Annotated in this window: 25 protein-coding genes; 10 read left to right on the top strand and 15 right to left on the bottom strand. The window is 49.3% G+C overall.

Going from position 1 to position 20,867, the window contains the following annotated elements; genetic code table 11:
• Window positions 1-11 precede the first annotated feature (11 nt).
• Window positions 12-1,418, bottom strand: a complete 1,407-nt coding sequence (gene rpoN, locus FPE01S_RS07335) for an RNA polymerase factor sigma-54 (RefSeq protein WP_046368118.1) — start codon at window positions 1,416-1,418, stop codon at window positions 12-14.
• A 259-nt stretch (window positions 1,419-1,677) separates the two neighbouring features.
• On the bottom strand, window positions 1,678-1,986 hold the full coding sequence (locus tag FPE01S_RS07330; protein ID WP_046368117.1) for a hypothetical protein: 309 nt from the start codon (window positions 1,984-1,986) through the stop codon (window positions 1,678-1,680).
• 128 nt (window positions 1,987-2,114) lie between these two features.
• Between FPE01S_RS07330 and FPE01S_RS25390 the strand changes: the two genes are divergently transcribed.
• Window positions 2,115-2,279, top strand: coding sequence for a DUF1328 domain-containing protein (locus FPE01S_RS25390; protein WP_046368116.1), 165 nt, complete (start codon window positions 2,115-2,117; stop codon window positions 2,277-2,279).
• Between the two features lie 42 nt (window positions 2,280-2,321).
• Window positions 2,322-2,753: a response regulator gene (locus FPE01S_RS07320; protein WP_046368115.1), complete on the top strand. Its 432-nt coding sequence runs from the start codon at window positions 2,322-2,324 to the stop codon at window positions 2,751-2,753.
• An 8-nt stretch (window positions 2,754-2,761) separates the two neighbouring features.
• Here the strand turns inward: FPE01S_RS07320 and FPE01S_RS07315 are convergent, their stop codons facing one another.
• From FPE01S_RS07315 to FPE01S_RS07305, 3 genes are read right to left on the bottom strand one after another with little or no spacing between them, the layout of a single operon-like run.
• On the bottom strand, window positions 2,762-3,148 hold the full coding sequence (locus FPE01S_RS07315; protein WP_046368114.1) for a hypothetical protein: 387 nt from the start codon (window positions 3,146-3,148) through the stop codon (window positions 2,762-2,764).
• Complete coding sequence (locus tag FPE01S_RS07310; protein ID WP_046368113.1) at window positions 3,138-3,485, bottom strand: hypothetical protein; 348 nt, start codon at window positions 3,483-3,485, stop codon at window positions 3,138-3,140. The genes FPE01S_RS07315 and FPE01S_RS07310 overlap by 11 nt, the downstream gene beginning before the upstream one ends.
• Before the next feature lie 60 nt (window positions 3,486-3,545).
• Window positions 3,546-3,815 carry a YtxH domain-containing protein gene (locus tag FPE01S_RS07305; RefSeq protein ID WP_046368112.1) on the bottom strand — a complete coding sequence of 90 codons (270 nt, stop codon included), beginning with the start codon at window positions 3,813-3,815 and terminating at the stop codon, window positions 3,546-3,548.
• A gap of 185 nt (window positions 3,816-4,000) precedes the next feature.
• On the opposite strand from FPE01S_RS07305, the gene FPE01S_RS07300 reads away from it, so the two are divergent.
• Together FPE01S_RS07300 and FPE01S_RS07295 are read left to right on the top strand one after the other, a co-directional pair.
• The gene (locus tag FPE01S_RS07300; protein WP_052955574.1) at window positions 4,001-4,348 is read left to right on the top strand and encodes a response regulator; all 348 of its coding nucleotides are present in this window, start codon (window positions 4,001-4,003) and stop codon (window positions 4,346-4,348) included.
• A gap of 70 nt (window positions 4,349-4,418) precedes the next feature.
• A complete protein-coding gene (locus FPE01S_RS07295) occupies window positions 4,419-5,006 on the top strand; it encodes a YceI family protein (protein WP_046368111.1) in 588 nt (195 codons plus the stop codon).
• Window positions 5,007-5,074: 68 nt separating this feature from the next.
• Here FPE01S_RS07295 and msrB read toward each other — a convergent pair whose 3' ends face one another.
• Window positions 5,075-5,611, bottom strand: coding sequence for a peptide-methionine (R)-S-oxide reductase MsrB (gene msrB / locus FPE01S_RS07290; protein WP_046368110.1), 537 nt, complete (start codon window positions 5,609-5,611; stop codon window positions 5,075-5,077).
• Between the two features lie 369 nt (window positions 5,612-5,980).
• On the opposite strand from msrB, the gene FPE01S_RS07285 reads away from it, so the two are divergent.
• Complete coding sequence (locus FPE01S_RS07285) at window positions 5,981-6,562, top strand: adenylate kinase (RefSeq protein ID WP_046368109.1); 582 nt, start codon at window positions 5,981-5,983, stop codon at window positions 6,560-6,562.
• A gap of 11 nt (window positions 6,563-6,573) precedes the next feature.
• On the opposite strand, the gene FPE01S_RS07280 is transcribed toward FPE01S_RS07285, so the two are convergent.
• Complete coding sequence (locus FPE01S_RS07280; protein ID WP_046368108.1) at window positions 6,574-7,041, bottom strand: hypothetical protein; 468 nt, start codon at window positions 7,039-7,041, stop codon at window positions 6,574-6,576.
• Between the two features lie 56 nt (window positions 7,042-7,097).
• On the opposite strand from FPE01S_RS07280, the gene paaZ reads away from it, so the two are divergent.
• Together paaZ and FPE01S_RS07270 are read left to right on the top strand one after the other, a co-directional pair.
• On the top strand, window positions 7,098-9,155 hold the full coding sequence (gene paaZ / locus FPE01S_RS07275) for a phenylacetic acid degradation bifunctional protein PaaZ (protein ID WP_046368107.1): 2,058 nt from the start codon (window positions 7,098-7,100) through the stop codon (window positions 9,153-9,155).
• 42 nt (window positions 9,156-9,197) lie between these two features.
• A complete protein-coding gene (locus FPE01S_RS07270; RefSeq protein WP_046368106.1) occupies window positions 9,198-9,980 on the top strand; it encodes an enoyl-CoA hydratase/isomerase family protein in 783 nt (260 codons plus the stop codon).
• Window positions 9,981-10,004: 24 nt separating this feature from the next.
• Here FPE01S_RS07270 and FPE01S_RS07265 read toward each other — a convergent pair whose 3' ends face one another.
• Genes FPE01S_RS07265 through FPE01S_RS07230 form a run of 8 tightly spaced genes read right to left on the bottom strand, consistent with a single transcriptional unit; the run spans window position 10,005 to window position 18,428 of the window.
• Window positions 10,005-10,325, bottom strand: a complete 321-nt coding sequence (locus FPE01S_RS07265) for a hypothetical protein (RefSeq protein WP_052955573.1) — start codon at window positions 10,323-10,325, stop codon at window positions 10,005-10,007.
• Window positions 10,326-10,328: 3 nt separating this feature from the next.
• Window positions 10,329-11,105 carry a TIGR02757 family protein gene (locus FPE01S_RS07260; protein WP_046368105.1) on the bottom strand — a complete coding sequence of 259 codons (777 nt, stop codon included), beginning with the start codon at window positions 11,103-11,105 and terminating at the stop codon, window positions 10,329-10,331.
• A complete protein-coding gene (locus FPE01S_RS07255) occupies window positions 11,102-13,054 on the bottom strand; it encodes a glycoside hydrolase family 127 protein (protein WP_046368104.1) in 1,953 nt (650 codons plus the stop codon). Before FPE01S_RS07255 ends, FPE01S_RS07260 begins: the two co-directional genes overlap by 4 nt.
• A 14-nt stretch (window positions 13,055-13,068) precedes the next feature.
• Entirely contained in the window at window positions 13,069-14,208 is a 1,140-nt protein-coding gene (locus tag FPE01S_RS07250) for a cystathionine gamma-synthase (RefSeq protein ID WP_046368103.1), read from the bottom strand.
• Window positions 14,209-14,246: 38 nt separating this feature from the next.
• Window positions 14,247-16,100, bottom strand: a complete 1,854-nt coding sequence (gene asnB, locus FPE01S_RS07245) for an asparagine synthase (glutamine-hydrolyzing) (protein WP_046368102.1) — start codon at window positions 16,098-16,100, stop codon at window positions 14,247-14,249.
• 8 nt (window positions 16,101-16,108) lie between these two features.
• On the bottom strand, window positions 16,109-16,669 hold the full coding sequence (locus FPE01S_RS07240) for a DUF2911 domain-containing protein (RefSeq protein WP_046368101.1): 561 nt from the start codon (window positions 16,667-16,669) through the stop codon (window positions 16,109-16,111).
• 32 nt (window positions 16,670-16,701) lie between these two features.
• The gene (locus tag FPE01S_RS07235; RefSeq protein WP_046368100.1) at window positions 16,702-17,310 is read right to left on the bottom strand and encodes an acyl carrier protein phosphodiesterase; all 609 of its coding nucleotides are present in this window, start codon (window positions 17,308-17,310) and stop codon (window positions 16,702-16,704) included.
• Window positions 17,307-18,428 (bottom strand): alpha/beta hydrolase family protein, encoded by a 1,122-nt coding sequence (locus tag FPE01S_RS07230; RefSeq protein WP_083990158.1) that lies wholly within the window; start codon window positions 18,426-18,428, stop codon window positions 17,307-17,309. The genes FPE01S_RS07235 and FPE01S_RS07230 overlap by 4 nt, the downstream gene beginning before the upstream one ends.
• 335 nt (window positions 18,429-18,763) lie before the next feature.
• Here FPE01S_RS07230 and FPE01S_RS07225 point away from each other — a divergent pair, with 335 nt between their 5' ends.
• The 3 genes from FPE01S_RS07225 (at window position 18,764) to FPE01S_RS07215 (ending at window position 20,811) form a co-directional block, all read left to right on the top strand.
• Entirely contained in the window at window positions 18,764-19,210 is a 447-nt protein-coding gene (locus FPE01S_RS07225; protein ID WP_046368099.1) for a hypothetical protein, read from the top strand.
• A gap of 63 nt (window positions 19,211-19,273) precedes the next feature.
• Window positions 19,274-19,735, top strand: a complete 462-nt coding sequence (locus tag FPE01S_RS07220) for a hypothetical protein (RefSeq protein ID WP_046368098.1) — start codon at window positions 19,274-19,276, stop codon at window positions 19,733-19,735.
• A gap of 101 nt (window positions 19,736-19,836) precedes the next feature.
• Window positions 19,837-20,811, top strand: a complete 975-nt coding sequence (locus tag FPE01S_RS07215; protein ID WP_046368097.1) for a deoxyhypusine synthase family protein — start codon at window positions 19,837-19,839, stop codon at window positions 20,809-20,811.
• Window positions 20,812-20,867: the final 56 nt, after the last annotated feature.

Raw genomic sequence — 20,867 nt, 5'->3', positions numbered from 1 at the left:
CGCGCTGGTTGTTAAGCCCACATTGCCCTAACCTGGGCCACCGGTATCTGCAGCAGGTCGCGGTATTTGGCAACTGTCCGCCGGGCAACCTTGTATCCCTTATTCATCAGGATGGTCACCAGCTGCTGGTCAGTGTACGGATTCTTTTTGTCTTCCTGCTCAATTACTTCTTCCAGTGCGTGTTGAATAACCTTATTGCTGATCACTTCTCCTGCCTTATTGATAATGCCTTCCGTGAAAAGATCTTTTAAATGTATCGTGCCAAAATGTGTGTCTGCATATTTGTTACTGGTCAGACGGGATACAGTTGAGATATCCAGTCCCACCTGGTCGGCTATATTTTTCAGGATCATCGGGTTCAGCTTGTTGATATCGCCATCGATGAAAAATTCCTTCTGAAACTGGACAATTGCCTTGGTGATTTTCATCATGCTTTCATTCCTTTGCCGAAGCGCATAGAGCAACCAGTTGGCGGATTGTAATTTACTGCGCAGAAATTGCAGTGCACCTTTATCTTTTGTGGCTTTCATCGTTTCCTGCAGGGAGTCGCTGACCCTGAAGTTTTCTGAACTGATGCCGCATACGGTGATATTGAAAATATCGTTATCCAGGCTGATCTGGATATCGGGAACGATATTGTCTTTCGGAGAAATGGAGGATAGTTGTTCACTGATCGGCCGCATGGGCAGCTTGCTCAGAAATTGAACGATCATCCGGAATTCTTCTTCCTCCAGGTCGAGCTCCTGCATAATGCGGTCAAAGCGCCGGGCCTTGAAGTCATCGTAATGGTCGCGCAACAGGGCTATAGATTTCTTGACATCAGGTCTTTTCGGATTCATGCGCGCAAGCTGCAGCAACCAGCATTCCCTGATATCCCTGGCACCGAAACCAGCCGGATCAAGCGACTGAATATGACCCAGTGCAAAACCCACTTCTTCCGGGGTAGTCATAAAACTTCCGAAGGAAAAGTCATCGGCGATTGCTTCAAGATCCTTTGAAAGGAGACCAGAGTCCTCCAGTGAATCGATCAGGTAATTGGCAATCGCGATGGTCCGGTCATCCAGATCACGCAGGCAAAGTTGTTTTTTTGCTTCGTCACGAAAATCAATAACCGAAACGATTGGCCGGTCAGGAAGGTTGTTTTCGCCAAAATAGTTGGCATATTCCCGTTTATAGTCGGGCAAATCATTATACCCGTATTCTTCCCAATCCTTATAATCATGCTCTCCCTGGTGATCATACTGATCTGTCACCCGGTCGTTCATATCAGTTGTTTCTTCCAGATAGGGATTCTGATCCATTTCCTGGCGCAGGTGCATCTGCAGCTCCAGACTGTTCAATTGGAACAGGTTCAGCAACTGGATCTGCTGGGGAAGAATTTTTAGTGTCTGCTGTTGTTGTTGGTGTTGGCTGATCATAAACTAATGTTGTGCGTTCAACAGAATGACGATTCAACCCATAGAGGACAAGTAAAACGCCAAAGTACCTTTTCGAAACCCGAAATGTTAAATGAATATATAATTCATTTGTTATCAATATGTTTTGAATTGGCTATTTCCCCAACGCCTGCTGCAAGCACAAAATTGACGAAAAAGTTGTGGAAATAAATACCCTGTTCGGGGATTGGGTACAAAAAAGCCGGCAATTGCTTGCCGGCTGTATTCCGATATTAGAAAGTCAGGCAATACTTGCCCACGGGTTCACCTGGATACAACGCTCCCGGATCTTCTCGATCGCATTCAGCACTGCATCGTCCCATCTTTTCGAGCGCGCATACTCCACCATGTTGATCTGGTCGCTGATCAGCCTGAAAAGCGCAATTTTTTCCGATCCCGATTCATCGAACAGCTTTAATTCCATCCGCTGCACAGATCCACTGATAGACTGAATCACCTTTAACTTCTCCAGCATTAGTTCCATCAGCGAGCTGATTGCCCGCGGGTCCTGGATGCTGCATTCCAATTTGACATGAATTGTGTTTTCCATGACTGGCTAGTTGATTTTGTTTAATAATGGTTCAGGAAAAACCGTACCACCACAACACCAGTATTGCTGGCATGGTTCTTTTTTAAACCCATAATATCGATTCATTAACAATCTTTAAATCAATCAGTATGTTACGCTGGACATTAATCTTCCTTGTAGTGGCGCTTATAGCGGCACTCTTCGGATTCGGCGGTATTGCTGCTGGTGCGGCAGGTATCGCAAAAATTCTGTTCTATATTTTCATCGTTTTGTTTCTGGTTTCCCTCATTGCGGGGAATTTCAGAAGAGGCTAAAAGGAGTGGCACATGCCCACTCCTTTGCCTTAATTTTATTTCATGAACCAGGTTTATATCCTAGTTGCGGAAGACGATGCTGATGACCGGTTCCTTATGGAAACTGCTTTTGCAGAAAAGGGTTATACCGAACAGCTGGCTTTTGTTGAGAACGGTGTGGAACTAATGGAGTTTCTGCACAATGTGGAAGCCAATGCCAATGGTCATAACATGATGCCTGGCTTCATCCTGCTTGACCTCAACATGCCCAAAAAAGATGGCAGGGAAGTATTGAAAGAATTGAAGGAAAATCACCGGTTCAGGAAGATACCGGTAATCATTTTTACGACTACCAAAAATGAACATGAGATCAGCCGGTGCTACGAGCTTGGTGCAAATACCTATATTGTTAAGCCGGTGGGATTTGAAGCCTTGCTGCAAACAATTGATTCTATCCACTCGTACTGGCTCAATATTGCCAGAATTCCCGGTTAAGCCAGAAATTATAATGCGGCTCCTGTTTTCTTTTTACCCGAAAAGAACCTTCCCACGGTAGAAAACACATTTCTGATCTTATTGGTAATTGTTCCATTTGTCGCATTCCTTAGGAGGAAAGGAATGGCAACACCGGTTACGAGGCCAGCTTTCTTGAAAAGGGTTCTCCCCAGCAACCAGTCCAGTCCTGCTCCCAGCCCCATTTTTAATAAAGGCCTGGCTACGCCGTTGCCGGTAATATTACCCACCGTATTGATGAGCTTTCCTGCCGGTTCAAGCTGATGGCGTAGCAATTCAAAGTCTTCCCTGATCGCAGCTTTCTGCACTTCCAGCAACCGTGTAAGCCGCTCCTTCTCCACCTGGAGTTCCTGGATATTCGTAATCTCATTTTTCATAAACTGACCGGACTACGGCATTTTTTACCATCGGGATAATGGCATTTCTGCGGAAAAGCAAAACCAGCACCAACACCAGGGCATAACAACCGGCTACAATAAAAAAGCCTGCTTTCATGTTCTGCAGTGTTTCACCGATCCACCAGGCGAATCCCAGACCCACAAAAGCCAGTATCACGATCGCAAAACTCATCACCAATACCACCATCATGCTGGCAGCAGCTGTTTTCCCGGCCGTTTCCGTAGCCTTTACAACTGATAGCTGATAATAGGTATCGGCAATGTCTCCTGCATGGTCGACCAGGCCTTCAATGGTCTGTTTGATCGTATTTTCCATTGCGTTGGCTTAAAATTAAATTCCGCACTGTTGTGCCAACAGTGCGGAGTGCTATGCAGATCAGCTCATTGATTTTCTGGAGCCTTTCCATTCATTACCTGCTTCAGAAGCGAGGTCCTCGGCTTTAGTCACGAGCGAACTTTTCATGTCTTTAAGATCTTTGCCTTTCGCATGCAGCCAGTCCGCAAATTCCCCGGCCCAGTCTTTCGCCCCGCTGGCGATTTTGTTCCGCAGATCAGTTCCTTTTTCCGGAGCGCAAAGCATCCCGATTACAGCGCCCGCCGCAGCGGCACCCAGTATTCCCAATACAACTTTTGAGGTAGTGTTCATGGTAAGAAGTTTTAGTAGTTTATTTGTGGTGGACTATTAAAACTTCATGCCACTGGCAAAGAAACCTTATCTTAGTTTTCGCCGTTAAACCAGTATCCCCAGTGTGAAATATATTGCTCGAAAAAAGCAATAGGCGTTTCTGACAAGAAGGATGTTGCGTGGCACACATTTATTAAGCAACCGGTATGAGCCCGCTCAAGAAAATATTGATTGTGGACGATGAAGAGGATCTGTGCCTGCTCTTAAAGATCTACTTTACCCGTAAAAAATATCAGGTAGCTGTCGCCAATACGTTAAATGATGGCCTGATCCAGCTTAACAGCTGGCAGCCGGATATCCTGTTCCTGGACAATAACCTCCCCGATGGATTAGGTTGGGAAAAAGCACCCGAATTACTGGAAAAGTACCCGGACCTAAACATTCACCTCATCAGTGCATTTCATCCCGTGGTACCCGACCACACGGATAAAAGCCGGCTACACGTGCTGGAAAAACCATTTACCCAGCAACAACTGAATGCTTTAAACCTATAACATACTATTGGGATAGACTGTTGTTTTTATTTCCCTATCTTAGTGTTTGACCAATAAATAAAACCTGCACATGAAACCATTTACCCTTGTTCTGGCTGCCGCCAGCCTCTTCTCTTCGCTTACCCTCTCTGCCCAAACCAAATGGAAACTGGACAAAGCCCATTCCACCGTTCGTTTCTCTGTGACACATATGGTCGTTTCTGAGGCTGAAGGATCTTTTAAAGTATGGGACGGAACCGTTGAAAACACAAAGCCTGACTTTTCTGATGCCAAGATCGCTTTCTCCGTAGATGTAAATTCCATCAATACCGATAACGAAAACCGCGACAAACACCTGAAAAGCGACGATTTCTTCAATGCAGAAAAATACCCCACCATCAAATTTGAAAGCACGTCCATGCAACCTCAGGGGAACAACAAATACAAACTGAACGGCAATCTTACCATCCGTGATGTTACCAAACCTGTCACTTTCGATGTTACGTACGGCGGTTCAATTACCGGCCAGCGGGGCACAAAAGCCGGATTCAAGGCCACCACTACGATCAATCGTTTTGATTATAACCTGAAATGGGACCGTGCTACGGAATCCGGCAACCTGGTTGTAAGCAAAGAAGTGGAGATCACTGTGAAACTCGAGATGGACCAGGTAAAATAAATCCTGCCATAAAAACAGACAAAAAATAAGGGGCCGGTGGCCCCTTATTTTTTTAAAGATCTCCTTTACTATTTCTCTTTGGTCTTCTCAAAATCAAGGATCACCCCGTTGATACAATAACGCAGGCCGGTTGGCGGTGGTCCATCTTCAAATACATGGCCAAGATGCGCCTTACACCTGCCGCATTGTACTTCCGTGCGCCGCATGCCATGGCTATTGTCTGGCGTATAAATGATACTGCCTTTGGAAACTGGCTCATAAAAACTTGGCCAGCCGCAGCCGCTTTCAAACTTGGTGTCGCTTTTAAACAAAGCATTGCCGCAAGCCTTGCAATAGTAGGTACCAATCTCTTTGGAATTTTCAAATGGACTGGTCCATGGTCTTTCTGTTCCTTTCTGCCGGGCTATATAATATACATCTGCCGGTAGCACCTTCTTCCATTCTTCATCGCTGAGCGTAACCTTATCGGTCGCTTCATGAGAGTACAAGGGGTTCTTTTTGGTAGTATCAGCCATATTGGTGGATTTTTTCGGTGACGGTTGGGAGAAACTGCATTGTTGCAGCATTGCCAGGCAAACGAACAATATGATGCGGGAAAGGGTCATTGATAGATTTATAACAAAAGTAAGGCCGGGAGGTTTGGAGACAAGACAAGGTTTGAGGTCAGGAGTTTGGGGTTTGATGTTGGGTTTAAAGTCTGATGTTTGAAGTTGCGCTCGCAACGACCAGCACTGCCAAACCTATCTGTTTAGAAATCGTCACTGTACATCGCCCCCCGAAGCTTTAGCGAAAGAAGGGCCTCGCGCTCCATAGCTTCAGAGATAGAGGGGCCTCGCCCCCGAAGCTTTAGCGAAGGGGGGAACGCAAACGTTTTCAGAGGGCATTTTGAACAAAATCCAATAACCAGCGTGGAATTTCGACCATTTTTAAGCCACAAGCCTTAATTTTGTGCCCTCAAACAGGTTTTAGCAAGCATGTTTAATTTAATTCTATTTGGACCTCCCGGGAGTGGAAAAGGCACACAGTCTGAACGCCTGATTTCCCGTTATGGTCTGAAACACCTTTCCACCGGTGATATCCTCCGTTCTGAGATCAAAAATGGCACCGCACTGGGACTGGAAGCCAAAACCCTGATGGACCAGGGCCAACTCGTACCGGATGAGGTAGTAATCGGCATGATCAGGTCAGCCCTGGATGCCAATCCAGAAGCAAAAGGTTTCCTTTTTGACGGCTTCCCCCGTACAAAAGCCCAGAGTGAAGCGCTGGACAACCTGCTCGCTCAACGCAATGAAGCAATCAATGTGGTGCTCGCATTGGAGGTTACAGAAGAGGAACTGGTAAAACGCTTACTAAACCGTGGCCTAACCAGTGACCGGTCAGATGACCGCGACGAAAGTATCATTCGCGCACGGATCGCTGAATACCACAAGAAGACATCAGCCGTAGCCGATCATTACCGCCAGTTCGACAAGGTAGTGGGCGTGAAAGGAGAGGGCACCGTCGACGAGATCTTCGATGCACTCTGCGGCGAAATCAGCAAGCGTAAAGCTGCCTGATTCTTTGATTATCAGTTCTTAGGGAAAAGTAAATCCGCCTTTTCAAGGCTGGAAAGTATGTCCTGTTTCACCTTGGTTACTTTGTCAACCTCCGACTGAAGGTACTTCAACCTGGCGTCCTTGCTGTCTTTCGATGAATCGGGATTGAACTCCTCCATCCAGGTATCCATTCCGGAAGCTGCCTGCTTCAGGTCTTGCTGCAACTCCTTGTATTGAGCCTTTACAGCATCATTGCCAGTACCTTTTACCTTGTCCAGGCTGTCCAGCGCTTTGGCCACCCGGTCTTCATAGCCCTTGACCTTTCCCATCTTTCCCATGGCAACATCATGGCCATCCATCACCTGCTGAAACAGACTGTCTTCAACACTGGCCGGCTGAGCCGAATAACCATCTTTTCTTTCTGCCGCACCATCATCGGCGGCATTATTACAGGCCGCGAGGCCGGACAGGATCGCTGCTACCAGGAAAATTCGCTTCATAGAATGCTTTTGATACGGACAAAGATCAGCTAATTTGCATTTAAACGTTGCACCATATGAGATCACTGGAGAATTACGTAACCGGTAGGTGGGTAAAGGGAGACGGTGATGGCCAAACCCTCTATCATGCGGTTAATGGCACACCTATATTTACAGCTTCCACAGCCGGACTGGACTGGGAGGCGATCGTCCGCTTTGCCCGCGAGACCGGAAATCCGGCCCTGCGCCGCCTCACTTTCCATGAAAGAGGCCGGATGCTACGGGCGCTGGCACTCCATCTTCAACAATTTCTTCCTGAATTTTATGAGGTCAGTCTGATGACAGGGGCTACCCGGGGAGACAGCTGGATCGACCTGGAAGGCGGCATCGGCAACCTCTTTTCCTATGCCTCCCTGCGCCGCAAATTTCCTGACACCCCCTATTGTATTGATGGCGATTCCCACAACCTCAGCAAACAGAACAGTTTTATGGGAACCCACCTCCTCGTACCGAAAGAAGGTGTCGCTATCCATATCAATGCCTTCAATTTCCCGGTCTGGGGAATGCTGGAAAAAGTCGCCGTTAACTGGCTCGCAGGAATGCCGGCCATCGTTAAGCCAGCCACAGTAACCTCCTACCTGACAGAAGTGGTTGCCCGTAAAATCACCGAAAGCGGTATCCTGCCACACGGCGCATTTCAGCTGGTATGCGGCAGCGCCGGAAACTTGCTCGATCACGCCGGACCCCAGGATGTCATAACATTCACTGGTTCCGCCACCACCGGAAAAAAACTAAAAACGCACCCGTCCATCATCAATAACAGTGTTCCTTTTAATATGGAGGCCGATTCCCTTAATGCCATCGTACTCGGTAATACGGTGGAGCCGGGAGACCCGGAATGGGACATTTTTATCCGCGAGGTAAAAAGGGAAATGACCGTCAAAGCCGGACAGAAATGTACGGCGATCCGGCGCATCCTGGTCCCTGCAGGCAAACTGGAAAAAGCGCAGGCCGACCTGTCCGCCGCCCTTGGACAAACCATCATTGGCAATCCTGCCAATGAAAAAGTACGGATGGGCGCACTTGCCGGGCAGGACCAGCGCCGCGAGGTCAGGGAACAGGTGAGTAAGCTGCTGGCAGCTTCCCGCATCATTTATGGATCGCTTGATTCGGTTTCGGTTCTGGACGCAGATCCTGAAAAAGGTGCTTTTCTGAGCCCGCTTTTATTACTGAATGAACAACCACATCAGCAGTTTGGATCGCATGAAATTGAAGCATTCGGCCCCGTTAGTACCCTGATGCCTTACGACGGCCCCGAAGATGCAGTAACACTGGCAGCCATGGGAAAAGGTTCGCTTTGCAGCACCATCGTTACCAGTTCCCCGGCTGAAGCGCGCGATTTTGTAGTGGGTGCCGGTCCCTGGCATGGCCGCATCCTGGTGCTCGACCGCAAAAGTGCAAAGGAATCCACCGGTCATGGCTCACCACTCCCCCTGCTGGTACATGGCGGTCCCGGCCGGGCAGGTGGCGGAGAAGAAATGGGTGGCATCCGTGGAGTAAGACACTATATGCAGCGACTCGCGGTTCAGGGCTCCCCGGAAATGATCACAGCGATCACCCAGGTGTATCAGCCCAATGCCGAAGGCGTTCAGGATCCCGTTCACCCCTTCCGCAAATACTTTGAGGAACTGGAAATCGGGCATCAGATCCTTACCGGAAAACGAACCATCACAGAAGCAGATATCGTTCAGTTCGCCAACCTCAGCTGGGATCATTTTTACGCCCATACCGATCATACCGCCCTGGAAGGCACATTATTTGAAAAGCCGGTGGCACATGGCTACCTTATTCTCAGTGCTGCAGCCGGCTTGTTTGTGGACAGCAGTGCGAAAGGACCGGTGATGCTGAACTATGGCCTTGACGAACTCCGTTTTCTCCAACCGGTGTATGCCGGTACAACCATCCAGGTCCGGTTTACCTGCAAAGAAAAAATTGCCCAGGACCAGCGGTCAGATACTGATTTGCCCCGGGGCATCGTTAAATGGCTGGTGGAGGTGCTGGACAACAATAAGGAACCCTTCGCCATTGCCACCATCCTGACGATGGTTCAGAAAAAGCTATTAACGAATGAATAACCGGGGGTTGGTTATCTTTATAGTCCCCCTAAATATTATGATATGATTCATGAATCTAAAGGCGGATATGTAAAATCAGAGATCCATAAAGGCATTGCCACAGTAGAGTTTTTTCATCCGCAGGGCAATTCACTTCCGGGCAGTTTATTGCGGGAACTCGCCAAAGAGATCCATTCCCATGGTAACAACAATGAAGTTCGCGTAATCCTGCTCCGCTCCGGTGGTGACACCAATTTTTGCGCAGGTGCATCCTTCGAAGAGTTGAGCAATATCAAATCGGTTGAAGAAGGAACAACTTTCTTCAACGGCTTTGCACAACTGATCAATATCATGCGGAAAGTGCCGAAACTGATCGTTGGCCGTATTCACGGTAAATGTGTCGGCGGTGGTGTGGGATTGGCAGCGGCGGTAGACTATGCCATCGCAGTGGAATCTGCTGAGATAAGATTAAGTGAGCTGGCCATAGGCATCGGGCCCTTTGTGGTTGGTCCGGCAGTCGAAAGAAAGATCGGCTTATCTGCTTTCACACAACTGGCCATAGATTCTGCATTATGGCGCAATGGCGATTGGGCAAGACGAAAAGGCCTGTTTGCTGAACTGCATCCGAATGTGGACAGTATGGATGAATCGGTGCTTCGGCTGACCAACACTCTCGCCGCATCTTCTCCTGAAGCCACAGGGGAGTTAAAAAAAATATTCTGGAAAGGCACAGAGCATTGGGACCAGCTGCTTTCAGAACGCGCCGCCATCAGCGGCCGCCTGATTGTGACCGAGCATGCCAGGGCCGCCGTTTCCAAATTCAAGGCGAAGGTGAAGGTCTCCTGATCAACGCATCGATAAACGCATCAGTTACCAGCGCTCTTCTTCCTCATTTCCTTCAGCAGTATCGGGATCTTCGAAAGAAGATCTCTTCCTGTATTTCTGCAGCTGCCTTTCTATCAGAAGGTCGGCAATGATCTGTGCGGCATCTTCATTTACCTTTTCCTTCAGCAGGAATTTCAATTTCTGTTCATCGACATCCACGCGGTACAACACGTTGATCAATCGGTTGAAATCGTGCAGCAACAATTCGTTCACCCAATATGCCAGCGCCTGCCGGAGGGAGCGTTCATCCTGGTTGGGAGCCAGTGCTGAGCCTATCTGTTCGTTCAGTTGCAATGCGAGATCCATAGATCAGAATTTTTCGACAATGCCCAGGGCAAAAAGGGCGAAATCATATTTAACAGGGTCATCCGCATCCAGTGTGCGCAGCCATGCCGTAAGTTCCTGGGCCGCTTTCCAGTCAACCGACTCCCGTTCCAGCAACCCGAGCCGCTGCGATACTCTGGCCACATGCACATCCAGCGGAATGATCAGCTGGTGCATGCCAATGCCTTTCCAGCAGCCAAAATCCACCCCGTTGCCATCCTTTCTCACCATCCACCGCAGGAACATGTTCAGCCTTTTACAGGTTGATCCTTTCCAGGGTGCTGCAATATGCTTGAGCGTTCTCGGCGGATATTCTTCCAGGGAGAAAAAATACCGGTGGAAACCATTCAATGCCCCGGTGATGTCCGGATCACCAGGATGATGTCCTTTAAGGAATGCCGTTTCAAGACTCTTTTCCCGACGGTAATGCTGCTGCAGAAACTCCACGAAATACAACAGGTCAGTGGCGTTAAAAGTGCGGTGTGAAAAATTCAGAAACCTGACCCGGTCCGCTTCCTGGTGATTGACCAGGAACTCGTACGGACTTTCTCCCATCAGCTCCAGCAATGTCAACGCCTTTTGAATAATCGTCTTCCTGTTTCCCCAGGCGAAAATCGCACTGAAAAATCCCGCAATCTCAATATCCTGCAACCGTTGATAGCGATGCGGAACAGCGATGGGGTCATCGGCAATAAATGCCTGCCGGTTATATTCCTCAACCTTCCTGTTCAGGAAAACAATTATAGCTTCCCTGTTTTTCACTCGTTGATTTTCACTGAATGTACCGCCGTTGGCAGCCAGACCTGCATTTCACCCGCGCCCCGGTTGTTCCACGAAAAAAACGGAATCGCATAAATGGTTTTGTTCTCCCATCTGATCTGTGTGCCACCGTCAGCAGGTGCGGCAACTTTACCATCGATCGAAAGCCTGTTCACACCACCCAGCAATTGCGGTTCAAATCCTGGTACAACTTTAGCGGCTGGTGGTATAATGAAATTCCAGGCATTCCCGCCATTATCAGCGCCCTCTACACAGTATACCAGTGGGCCATACTGAAGGGCAACACGATCTGTGTTTTCGCGGAGTGCGGTATTGCTTTGAATCCATCTGGCACGCATCGGCGTTTCAATACTGATGCTGTCTCCACGTTTCCATTTCCTGTCAATCACCGCATAACCGTTATCCTGGAGAAAAGGCTGCGGCTTTCCGTTCACCTTGATCACCATCTGATCGGATAAGGTATCGGTGAAGTGATACAGGTCTCCCGCGACCGGCGTACTGAGCCAACCAGGTATGCGCAGCCGCAGTTGCATGGACTTGCGCGGGGCATTGCCAACAGCAATAGTTGTTCTGCCATTCCAGGGAAAGCCGGTGGTCAGGGAGAGATCAAGTTTTTCTTTTCCAAACGGAAGCGATACGGCACTGCCGATATAGAGATTCACCCAAGCAGCTCCGGGAGAAACACTATAAATATAATTGCCCAGCGATGCCACCAGGCGGGCAATATTAGAAGGGCAACACGCAGTGCCGAACCATTCGCGCCTTGCATAATTTCCGGATGACGCAAGCGGATTGCCGTAAAAGAAATGATCGCCGGAAAGCGACAGGCCATCCAGCGCCCCGTTATAAAGACTTCTTTCCAGCACGTCGGTATATTTTCCTTCGCCGGTCAGTGCATGCATGCGCTGGTTCCAGAAGACCATGCCAACAGACGCACAGGTTTCGCAATAAGCAGTCAGGTTAGGCAGATCATAGTCAACACCAAATCCTTCATTCTTTCCCTGTGCGCCGATCCCGCCCGTGATGTACAGATTCCTGTTGATCACATCATCCCACACGGCTTTCATAGCAGTCATATAACCCTGATCGTTGGTAACGGCCGCCACATCAGCTGCACCGGTGTAGAGATACATCGCCCGCACGGCATGCCCTGTAATCTGCCGCTGCTCCTTCACCGGGGTACCATCCTGGCAGTAATCAGGATCTTTCCATTCATCCCAGATCACCCCTTTACCATAACCATATCCCCGCTGGTCTAGAAACCACTGGGCCATGTCCAGGTATTTCCGCTGCCCGGTCAGGTGGTATAACCGCATCAGGGCCAGCTCAATCTCCTGGTGGCCGCTCACCCAGTGTTTGCCGGACTGCCGGAACCAGGTGTCAATATGATCAGCCATCTTCATGGCCACGTCGAGCAGCTGTTTCTTCCCTGTTGTATTGTAATAGGCAACAGCAGCTTCAATGAGGTGACCGGCACAATAATCTTCGTGCTTTTCCATATCGGTCCAGCGCTTGTCAAGACCGGTCAGCTGGTAATAGGTATTGATATAGCCGTCCGGCAACTGCGCTGCGGCAATTTTACTGATCCATTCGTCTGCTTTCCTTTCGACTTCTGCATCGGGATGGTTCTTCAGCGAATAGGCCATCGCTTCAATCGCCTTGTAAACATCGGAATCGTCAAAATAAATGCCTTCATGTTTGCCTTTCTTCGCAGCGGCATTTTCAAAATTCCTGATGCGGGCAGTTTTCGTTTCCGTATACAGCATGCAGGCCTGCAGGGTAGACGTTGCTACCGTTTCCATACGGCCTTTCCAGAAAGGATCCGTCACTTTTACCTGTGAGAAATTCACGGTATTGATGGGACCGGAAGCGGGTTGCGCAAACACTTCTGCTCCCGCCAGGAGGAGCAGTGCCGTTAGATATTTATTCATTTGGTGGATTGATATTAACCGATTGCTGTGGTCAGGTCTGCAATTAGATCTTCCGCATCCTCAACGCCTACACTCAGGCGGATCAGGGAATCCGTCAGTCCGTTTTTCAGCCTTTCTTCCCTGGGAATGGAGGCGTGCGTCATGGAAGCTGGGTGATTGATGAGCGATTCAACACCACCCAGGCTTTCCGCGAGAGCAAACAGGTGCGTACTGCTCAATACCTGTTGCGCCGCCTGCAGGCTATCGTCTTTCAGTTCAAAACTCATCATGCCGCCGAATCCCCGCATCTGACGGCTGGCAATCGCATAACCCGGATGATCGGTAAAGCCGCACCAATACACTTTTCCCACTTTGGGATGATTTCTCAGCCAGTGTGCGACCACGGCACCGTTCTCACAATGCCGCTGCATCCGGAGGTGCAGTGTTTTGATGCCCCGTAAAACCAGGAAACAATCCATTGGTCCCGGAACTGCACCACAGCTTTTCTGAATGAAATACAATTTTTCCCGGAGGGTGCTGTCATTCATCATGAGTGCGCCCTGGATCACATCACTGTGGCCACCCAGGTACTTGGTGGCGGAATGCATCACGATATCAGCACCCAGGTCAAGTGGATTCTGCAGATAGGGACTCGCGAAGGTATTGTCCACGCAGAGCAGTGCGCCGGCTTTTTTTGCGATCTGGCTCACGCCTTCAATATCCGTTACATTCATCAGCGGGTTGGTTGGCGTCTCCAGCCAAATGAGCCGGGTATTGAGGGTAACTGCTGCGGCAACTTCCTCCAGGTTGGTGGTATCCACATACCGGAACACTATCCCGAATCGTTCAAACACTTTTGTAAACAGGCGATAAGTACCCCCATACATATCACTTGCTGCAATCACTTCATCTCCGGGCGACAGCAGTTTGATCACGGCATCTGTAGCCGCAACACCACTGCTGAAAGCCAGTCCGAATTTTCCATTTTCAATCAGGGCAAACGCCTCCTCAAGCGCCTGGCGGGTAGGATTCTGCGAGCGGGCATATTCAAATCCCTTGTTCTTACCCGGCGCTTCCTGTACATAGGTTGAAGTCTGGAAAATCGGGGTCATGATGGCTCCGGTTCCCGGATCGGGATGCGCACCGGCATGGATCATTTTTGTTGCAAGCTTCATATAGAATGGACCTTATTTGAGTGGTAAAGTTGCATTATTTATAGAGAAGCCAATACCAGGTGCCGCCAGTCGTAATTGTTGGCATCAAAGGCGGTGGCAGGCTGAAAAGGTGCATCCAGCACCTTGCTGGTAAGCCATCCCTTCTCCACCAGTTTTTTCCTGCTTTCCCGGATCCGGTCACGGATCAGGCTATGCTGCATCCAGGAAGCCTGTGGCGGTTCGAAACCTATCTTTCCAACCTGCCAGACAATCTTGTCCGGAAGCTTTTGATGCATCGCCTGGCGAAGGATCCACTTGCGGTAGCCATCTCTCACTTTCAGCGAGGCAGGCAGGCTGAAGGTAAAACTGACAAGATCAGGTTGCAAAAAGGGCAGGCGGATCTCCCGGCCGAAAGCCATGCTGTTCCGGTCGGCATAACGCAGCAGTTCCGGTAACCTTGAACGGGTCAGCTCGTCGTAGAGCAGGTCATTCAAACCAGTAACCAAAGGCTTGTACAATACCTCATAGGGAAAGTCTGTTTCCAGGTCGGGATGCAGAAACGGTGTGGCGGTTATCGTGTGTTTTTCTTTTCGGATCAGGGCATTTTGTGCAGCCGCCGGAAACCAGGCGGCCATATAATTTTTCCAGCCCCAGGGCCCACGCCAGCCGTTGTTCCGGAACCGCTTCACAGCTTCCCGGGCAGCGGTCTTATCCTTTCGCCAGAGCTCCTGGAGATACCAATGCGTGGTGGATTCATAGCCACCGAGCAATTCGTCGGCACCCTGGCCATCCAGCAAAACTGTTACACCTGTCTTCCGGGCCGCGGCATAAACCAGGTATTGTGCGAAAACGCTGGCTGAGCCGACCGGTTCCTCCTGGTGGTACAGCATCCCATCAAGCTGGTCATTCAGTTCATTCGCATCAGGATGCACCAGTACGCTGTTGATAGCCAGCTGTTCCCTAAGTGCGGCTATCGATACACTTTCATCTTTCTCATAACCGGGAAATACTGCCGAAAACCCTGAATAGGGTTGCTGCATCAGTTGCGACATGAAAAATGCAATGCTGCCACTGTCTACCCCGCCGCTCAGGGAACTGCCGCAGGGTACATCGGCCCGGAGTCGTTTATAAACTGAATCTTCGAGCAGCTGGCTGAATTGCTGTACTGCATCCGCATCAGTACCCTTCCAGGTAACCTGTTTATCAATATCCCAATAGATGGTCCTTTCCAGCAGGAGGGCGTCATTTCCCTTCCTTACGGAACAGTAGGATGCCGGTGGTACCTGGTAGAGTTGCTGGTAGAAGGTATTTTCAGCGGAAAGTGCCGGGTTGGATTTACCGGTGGCCAGGAAAAAGGTCACCGCTGCCGGATCCGGTAGCCTGGAAACCCCGGCCGCCCAAAAAGCTTTCATTTCTGAAGCAAAATGGAAACGGCCCTCCCCGTCAAAATGATAAAACAGGGGCTTTTCACCAAATCGGTCCCGCGCCAGGAAAAGCGTCTTTTCCTGCTCGTCCCAGATGGCGAAGGCAAACATGCCATCCAGTTGGTGCACCAGGGAAGCCCCCCAATAGTGAAATCCCTGGAGGATGACTTCCGTATCTGAACCGGTGCTGAACGACGCGCCTTCCTGCTGTAACTGCGCCTTCAGCTCCATGTAATTATAGATTTCGCCGTTGTAAACGATCGTATAACGGTTACCCAGGTGCATCGGCTGGGCTGCAGCCGGGCTCAGGTCAATCACCGCCAGACGCCTGTGACCGAAAAAAAGCGATTCGCCGGGATTGTTCCAGGTACCCTGCCCGTCAGGGCCCCGGTGACGCAGGGCATCCGTCATCAGTCCTGTTGACCGGCGATGTTCATGCGCCCGGTCAGGTTCCGGGTCAGGACAAAATATTCCGGCGATCCCGCACATAATGATGTTTAAAACTGAATGGGCATTCTAACGCTCTCATCGTCCCATCCGATGACGAGGTGAATGGTGCCATTGTTTTTCTCAAAATACATGCTGAATGCTTCCAGGTCTTCACCCGTCCGTTGAACCGGAAGGTCTACGCGGGCAACGTCTTTTTTCTGATCATAGCGGAAAGCCCCCCAGGTATCGGTCTCCTTATTCAGGATGAGGGTCCACTTGTTTTCTTCAGGAATCGCATAAAGCGTATAGCGGCCCTTCTTGACTTTGGAGGCGCCGATCTTCGCGTCTTTGAACAGTTCCAGTTCTGTAGCTTCGTTGGCTCCAAGGCGCCAGATCGTACCATATTCCACCAGCTCGCCAAATACCTTTCTGCCATTCTTCAACGGCCGGCTGTATACCACCCGCGCGAGCAAGGGCTCAGTCGCCTTATCCTGGATCTTCAGGATCGGGTAATTCGCGGGATAGTAACTTTCATCCAGGGAAGACTTATCTACCACAGGAAATTTTGACTGGGCGAATGTGCCCAGGGAAATTCCCATCATCAGGCTGGCAAAAACTAGTTTTTTCATGCGGCAAAAATAAAGCTCAGCGTTCATGTTTATCAGATGCCAGGTTGCGGTGGCAACAAATGTTTCTTAAAATAATTGTTGACAAATAAGAGCAGCTCCGGGAAAAACCGCTGGTAGCAGGCTTCGAGCGTTTCGTATTCCCTGTTAAACAATTCAAACACGGGGCCATGGTCCTGAAGATACTTTGCTCTCCGCACCAGTCCGGCCATGCTTTTTTCAATACCCTCCCTGCTGCTGTAATTGGTCAGCCAGTCGTATTGTTTCATGTATGGAAAAATGTCCCTGAAACGGGCCGGACAGTCCTCCAACCGGTTTTCCAGTGTGCCATATACCCACTGGCTGAATGCGGGAAGGTTGTCGTCGGCAAATACAAGACGATCGTTTGCCAGGAAATGGTCATAGGCAACATCCAGGAAGGCACCGGCATAAAGGCCTACAGCGGGCTTAAAAATGGTTTTGGCCCTGGCATTGACCTTATGATCATCGGTAAACTGATCAATGGCACGGTGCAGTGCAATGCCCTGTTGAATTTTTTCAGGAAAGCTGAATTTCGATTTGCCTTTTATAAAATCACTGGTCATATTTCCCACCAGGATTTCCGGTTGGCGAAAAGAGAGAAATGCATGCGCTAAATAATTCATGGCGTAGCGGCATTTTTTTTAAGCCAGTCGGCAAGGCGATCCAGCAAAACGGGAGATAATGTTTCTGTCAGGATTCCGTATTCCTGCACCGTACACAATTTGCAGGTCTGGAACAGGTGGTTGAGCCCGGGGAGTTTTTCTATCGTGGCCGTTTGCGACGACCCGGCCAGTGCTTTCCGGATGCCTTCCAGGTTTGAATCGGGCAATACCTGGATATCCCTGGCGCCATTCAAAGCAAGCACCTTGCAGGTTACCATTTCCAGGTAAAGTTCGGGATCATACCCCAGAAACGTGCGGAACCAGGGCGAGTAAATCTGTTGCAGTACTCGTTGCTGATAAATAACCGCGCCTGAGTCATTCCTTATCGCAGTAGTGGCGAATACCCGGTTGGGATGTTCGGCCTGTCGCCAGGTGTTGAGCTGTTCCGAAAGTATACGGGCGGCACTGTCACGCGTGGGTGCGGCAGCCACGGCAGGCATTGTTGCCGCGAAGAATTTGCCATAGGAAAGCGCAGCAAGTGAATCTACTCCTGCCGACTGCAGCACTGCCTGGTTCTGTTCACCCATCAATTGTCCGATCGGAACACCGGGCCCGGCCAGGAGGATCATATAAGCGATCTGCTTATCCCGGCTGGCAACGATCGGCGCGATCATTCCTCCTTCACTATGACCGATCAGCCCTATTCTTTTTTTGTCCACCTGTGGAAGCGAACGCAGGAAAGCCAGTTGTTTCTGAACATCGGAGGCGAAATCGAAACTGGTAGCACCAGCGAAATTACCGTTTGACTGGCCCACGCCCCGGTCATCCACCCGCATGACCAGATAACCCTGGCGGGTAAGAAAATCTGCGAGTACAGCAAATGGCTTATGACGTAAAATAGTTTCATCCCTGTCCTGCGGGCCAGATCCCGTAATGAGCAGAAAGGAAGCAAACGGACCACCGGTTGACGGCTTCGTTACCGTTATTCCGTATCGTGAACTGTCGCCTTCCGGCTGATACACGAGTGAATCTGATTGATAAGGATAAGGTGGATGGGGAGTTTGCGGACGGTCACCGGTTTGTGACTGTACGGAAACGATACAGCTGAGCATCAATATCGTACACAAAAGTTTATGCATACACGAACAAGCTTAGTAAGATAATCAGCTTTTACAAACTTTCCATGAATATTACGGTCATCATTTTGTAAGAAGCCATTTCCACTTCTCTAATTTAACCATGGCTTAACCAGGTTTTACTTTTTATTTAACACTTTTTCTCAAACGCTGATCTGGCGCCGCTTTCAGCGGTTTAATCAATGCCCGGAAAAGCTAAATCTGTCGTTCGTCGAAAGTTTCTGAAATCTCTTTCACCACTGTTCACTATTTGCTTGACACGCGTCTGTAACCAAAATACTTTTACATCGTCAAACCAATCAAACACAATTGATCATTAAACCTTCAAATGTTATTTTATGAAAAAGTTCATCATCATCGCCGCTACAGCTTTTGTAAGTCTGTCCAGCTTTGCAAGTGTAGATCCTGTTACTGGTAAAGTTCTCGAGTCCTTCCGCAGCGAATTCGCAGACGCGAAAAATGTACAGTGGAAATCACTTGACGATGCCGGATTGTATCAGGCAACTTTCAACTTCCGCAACACTGAACTGAGTGCGTTCTACAATGCCGATGGAGAAATGGTGGCAACTGCCCGCTACATCAGCATCGAAAATCTTCCCATTCTTGTAACAAAGGCAATCCAGGACCGCTATCCTGACCATATTGTGAAGAATGTGATCGAACACATCAGTGGCGGAAACACAACTTATCATATTACCCTGCACGGACAGAAATCATCCATGATCGTTTCTGCAACTCCTTCCGGTAATATCAGTGTATTCAAAAAAGTAAAAAATAAACTGTAACCTTTTTGTTGCCTGCTGCGTCACAATAACAAACAGCACAACAACTTTATAAACCTTATCAAAATGAAAAAGAGCATCACAGGAGTCATCGCAATTGTACTCCTCACCTTATCCACCGCCTTCGCTAACACCAACAACAGGAATGAAAAGAAAGAGGCAGTTAAGCAACGCGTAGAAAAGTCCTTCAAAAAAGAATTTGCCGGCGCTCAACAAGCCACCTGGTCAAAGGTAGGCGCCTATCACAAAGTTCAGTTCAGCTACAACGGGCAGGTAATGTTCGCCGTACTGAATGACGATGGCAAAACAATGGGCGTGTACCGCAACATCCTCTCTCATCAGTTGCCCATCAACCTGATGACCAGCCTTAAGGAAGACTATTCCGGTTACTGGATCACCGAACTTTTTGAACTGGTGCAGGACAATGAAACATTTTACTATGTGCATCTGGAAAGTGCAGACAAGAGCATCACGCTGAGAAGCGAAAATGGCTCACAATGGTCCGAATACCAGATGTCAAACAAATAATTCACGTTTTTCTCTGAGGTTTTGTTGGAAAGTAAACAGCTCCGCTTCCTGGCGGGGCTGTTTTTATTTCACCTATTTTTGTGCCCTAAATCTGAAAAGTCATGAGCAAAGGACCGGTATCACAGTTCATTCAGCACCATTACCGTCACTTCAATGCAGCTGCATTGGTGGATGCGGCCAAAGGTTATGAGAAACATCTCCTGGAAGGCGGGAAGATGATGGTTACCCTTGCGGGCGCCATGAGTACTGCAGAACTGGGTGTTTCGCTGGCAGAAATGATCCGGCAGGGCAAAGTGGACATCATTTCCTGTACCGGTGCCAACCTGGAAGAAGACATCATGAACCTGGTTGCCCACAGCCATTATGAAAGAATCCCCAACTACCGTGACCTCACCCCCCAGGAAGAATGGGGACTGCTCGAGCGCGGCCTGAACCGGGTGACCGATACCTGCATCCCTGAAGAAGAAGCATTCCGTAAGATTCAGGACCATATTTCTAAACTCTGGAAAGATGCAGACGCAGCCGGCGAACGCTATTTTCCCCATGAATTCATGTACAAGCTACTACTCAGCGGCGTGATGAAAGAAGGGTATGAAATTGATCCGAAAGACAGCTGGATGATCGCTGCTGCTGAAAGAAATGTACCGATCGTTGTCGGTGGCTGGGAAGACAGCACCATGGGCAACATCTTCGCTTCCTATGTGATCAAAAACGAAGTGAAGGCTACTACCATGAAAAGCGGCATCGAATATATGGTCTGGCTGGCTGACTGGTACCGCCAGAACAGCGGCGGTAAAGGTGTTGGCTTTTTCCAGCTGGGCGGTGGTATTGCCGGTGATTTCCCGATCTGCGTGGTACCCATGATGTACCAGGATCTCGAATGGCATGATGTACCCTTCTGGAGTTATTTCTGCCAGGTAAGTGATTCCACAACTTCCTACGGATCCTACTCCGGTGCCGTTCCCAACGAAAAGATCACCTGGGGAAAATTGGGCATCGACACACCGAAATACATTGTGGAAAGTGATGCGACCATCGTTGCACCACTCATATTCGCCTATATCCTGGGCTGGTAATCAGCTCCCCGATAAAATTAAAAAAGCGGCCTTTTGGCCGCTTTTTTGTTGTCTTT

The sequence above is a fragment of the Flavihumibacter petaseus NBRC 106054 genome (genome assembly GCF_000974785.1).
Classification (GTDB): Bacteria; Bacteroidota; Bacteroidia; order Chitinophagales; family Chitinophagaceae; genus Flavihumibacter; species Flavihumibacter petaseus.
The sequence above is the reverse complement of the archived record's forward strand: the minus strand, read 5'-3'. Positions and strand labels throughout refer to the sequence as shown.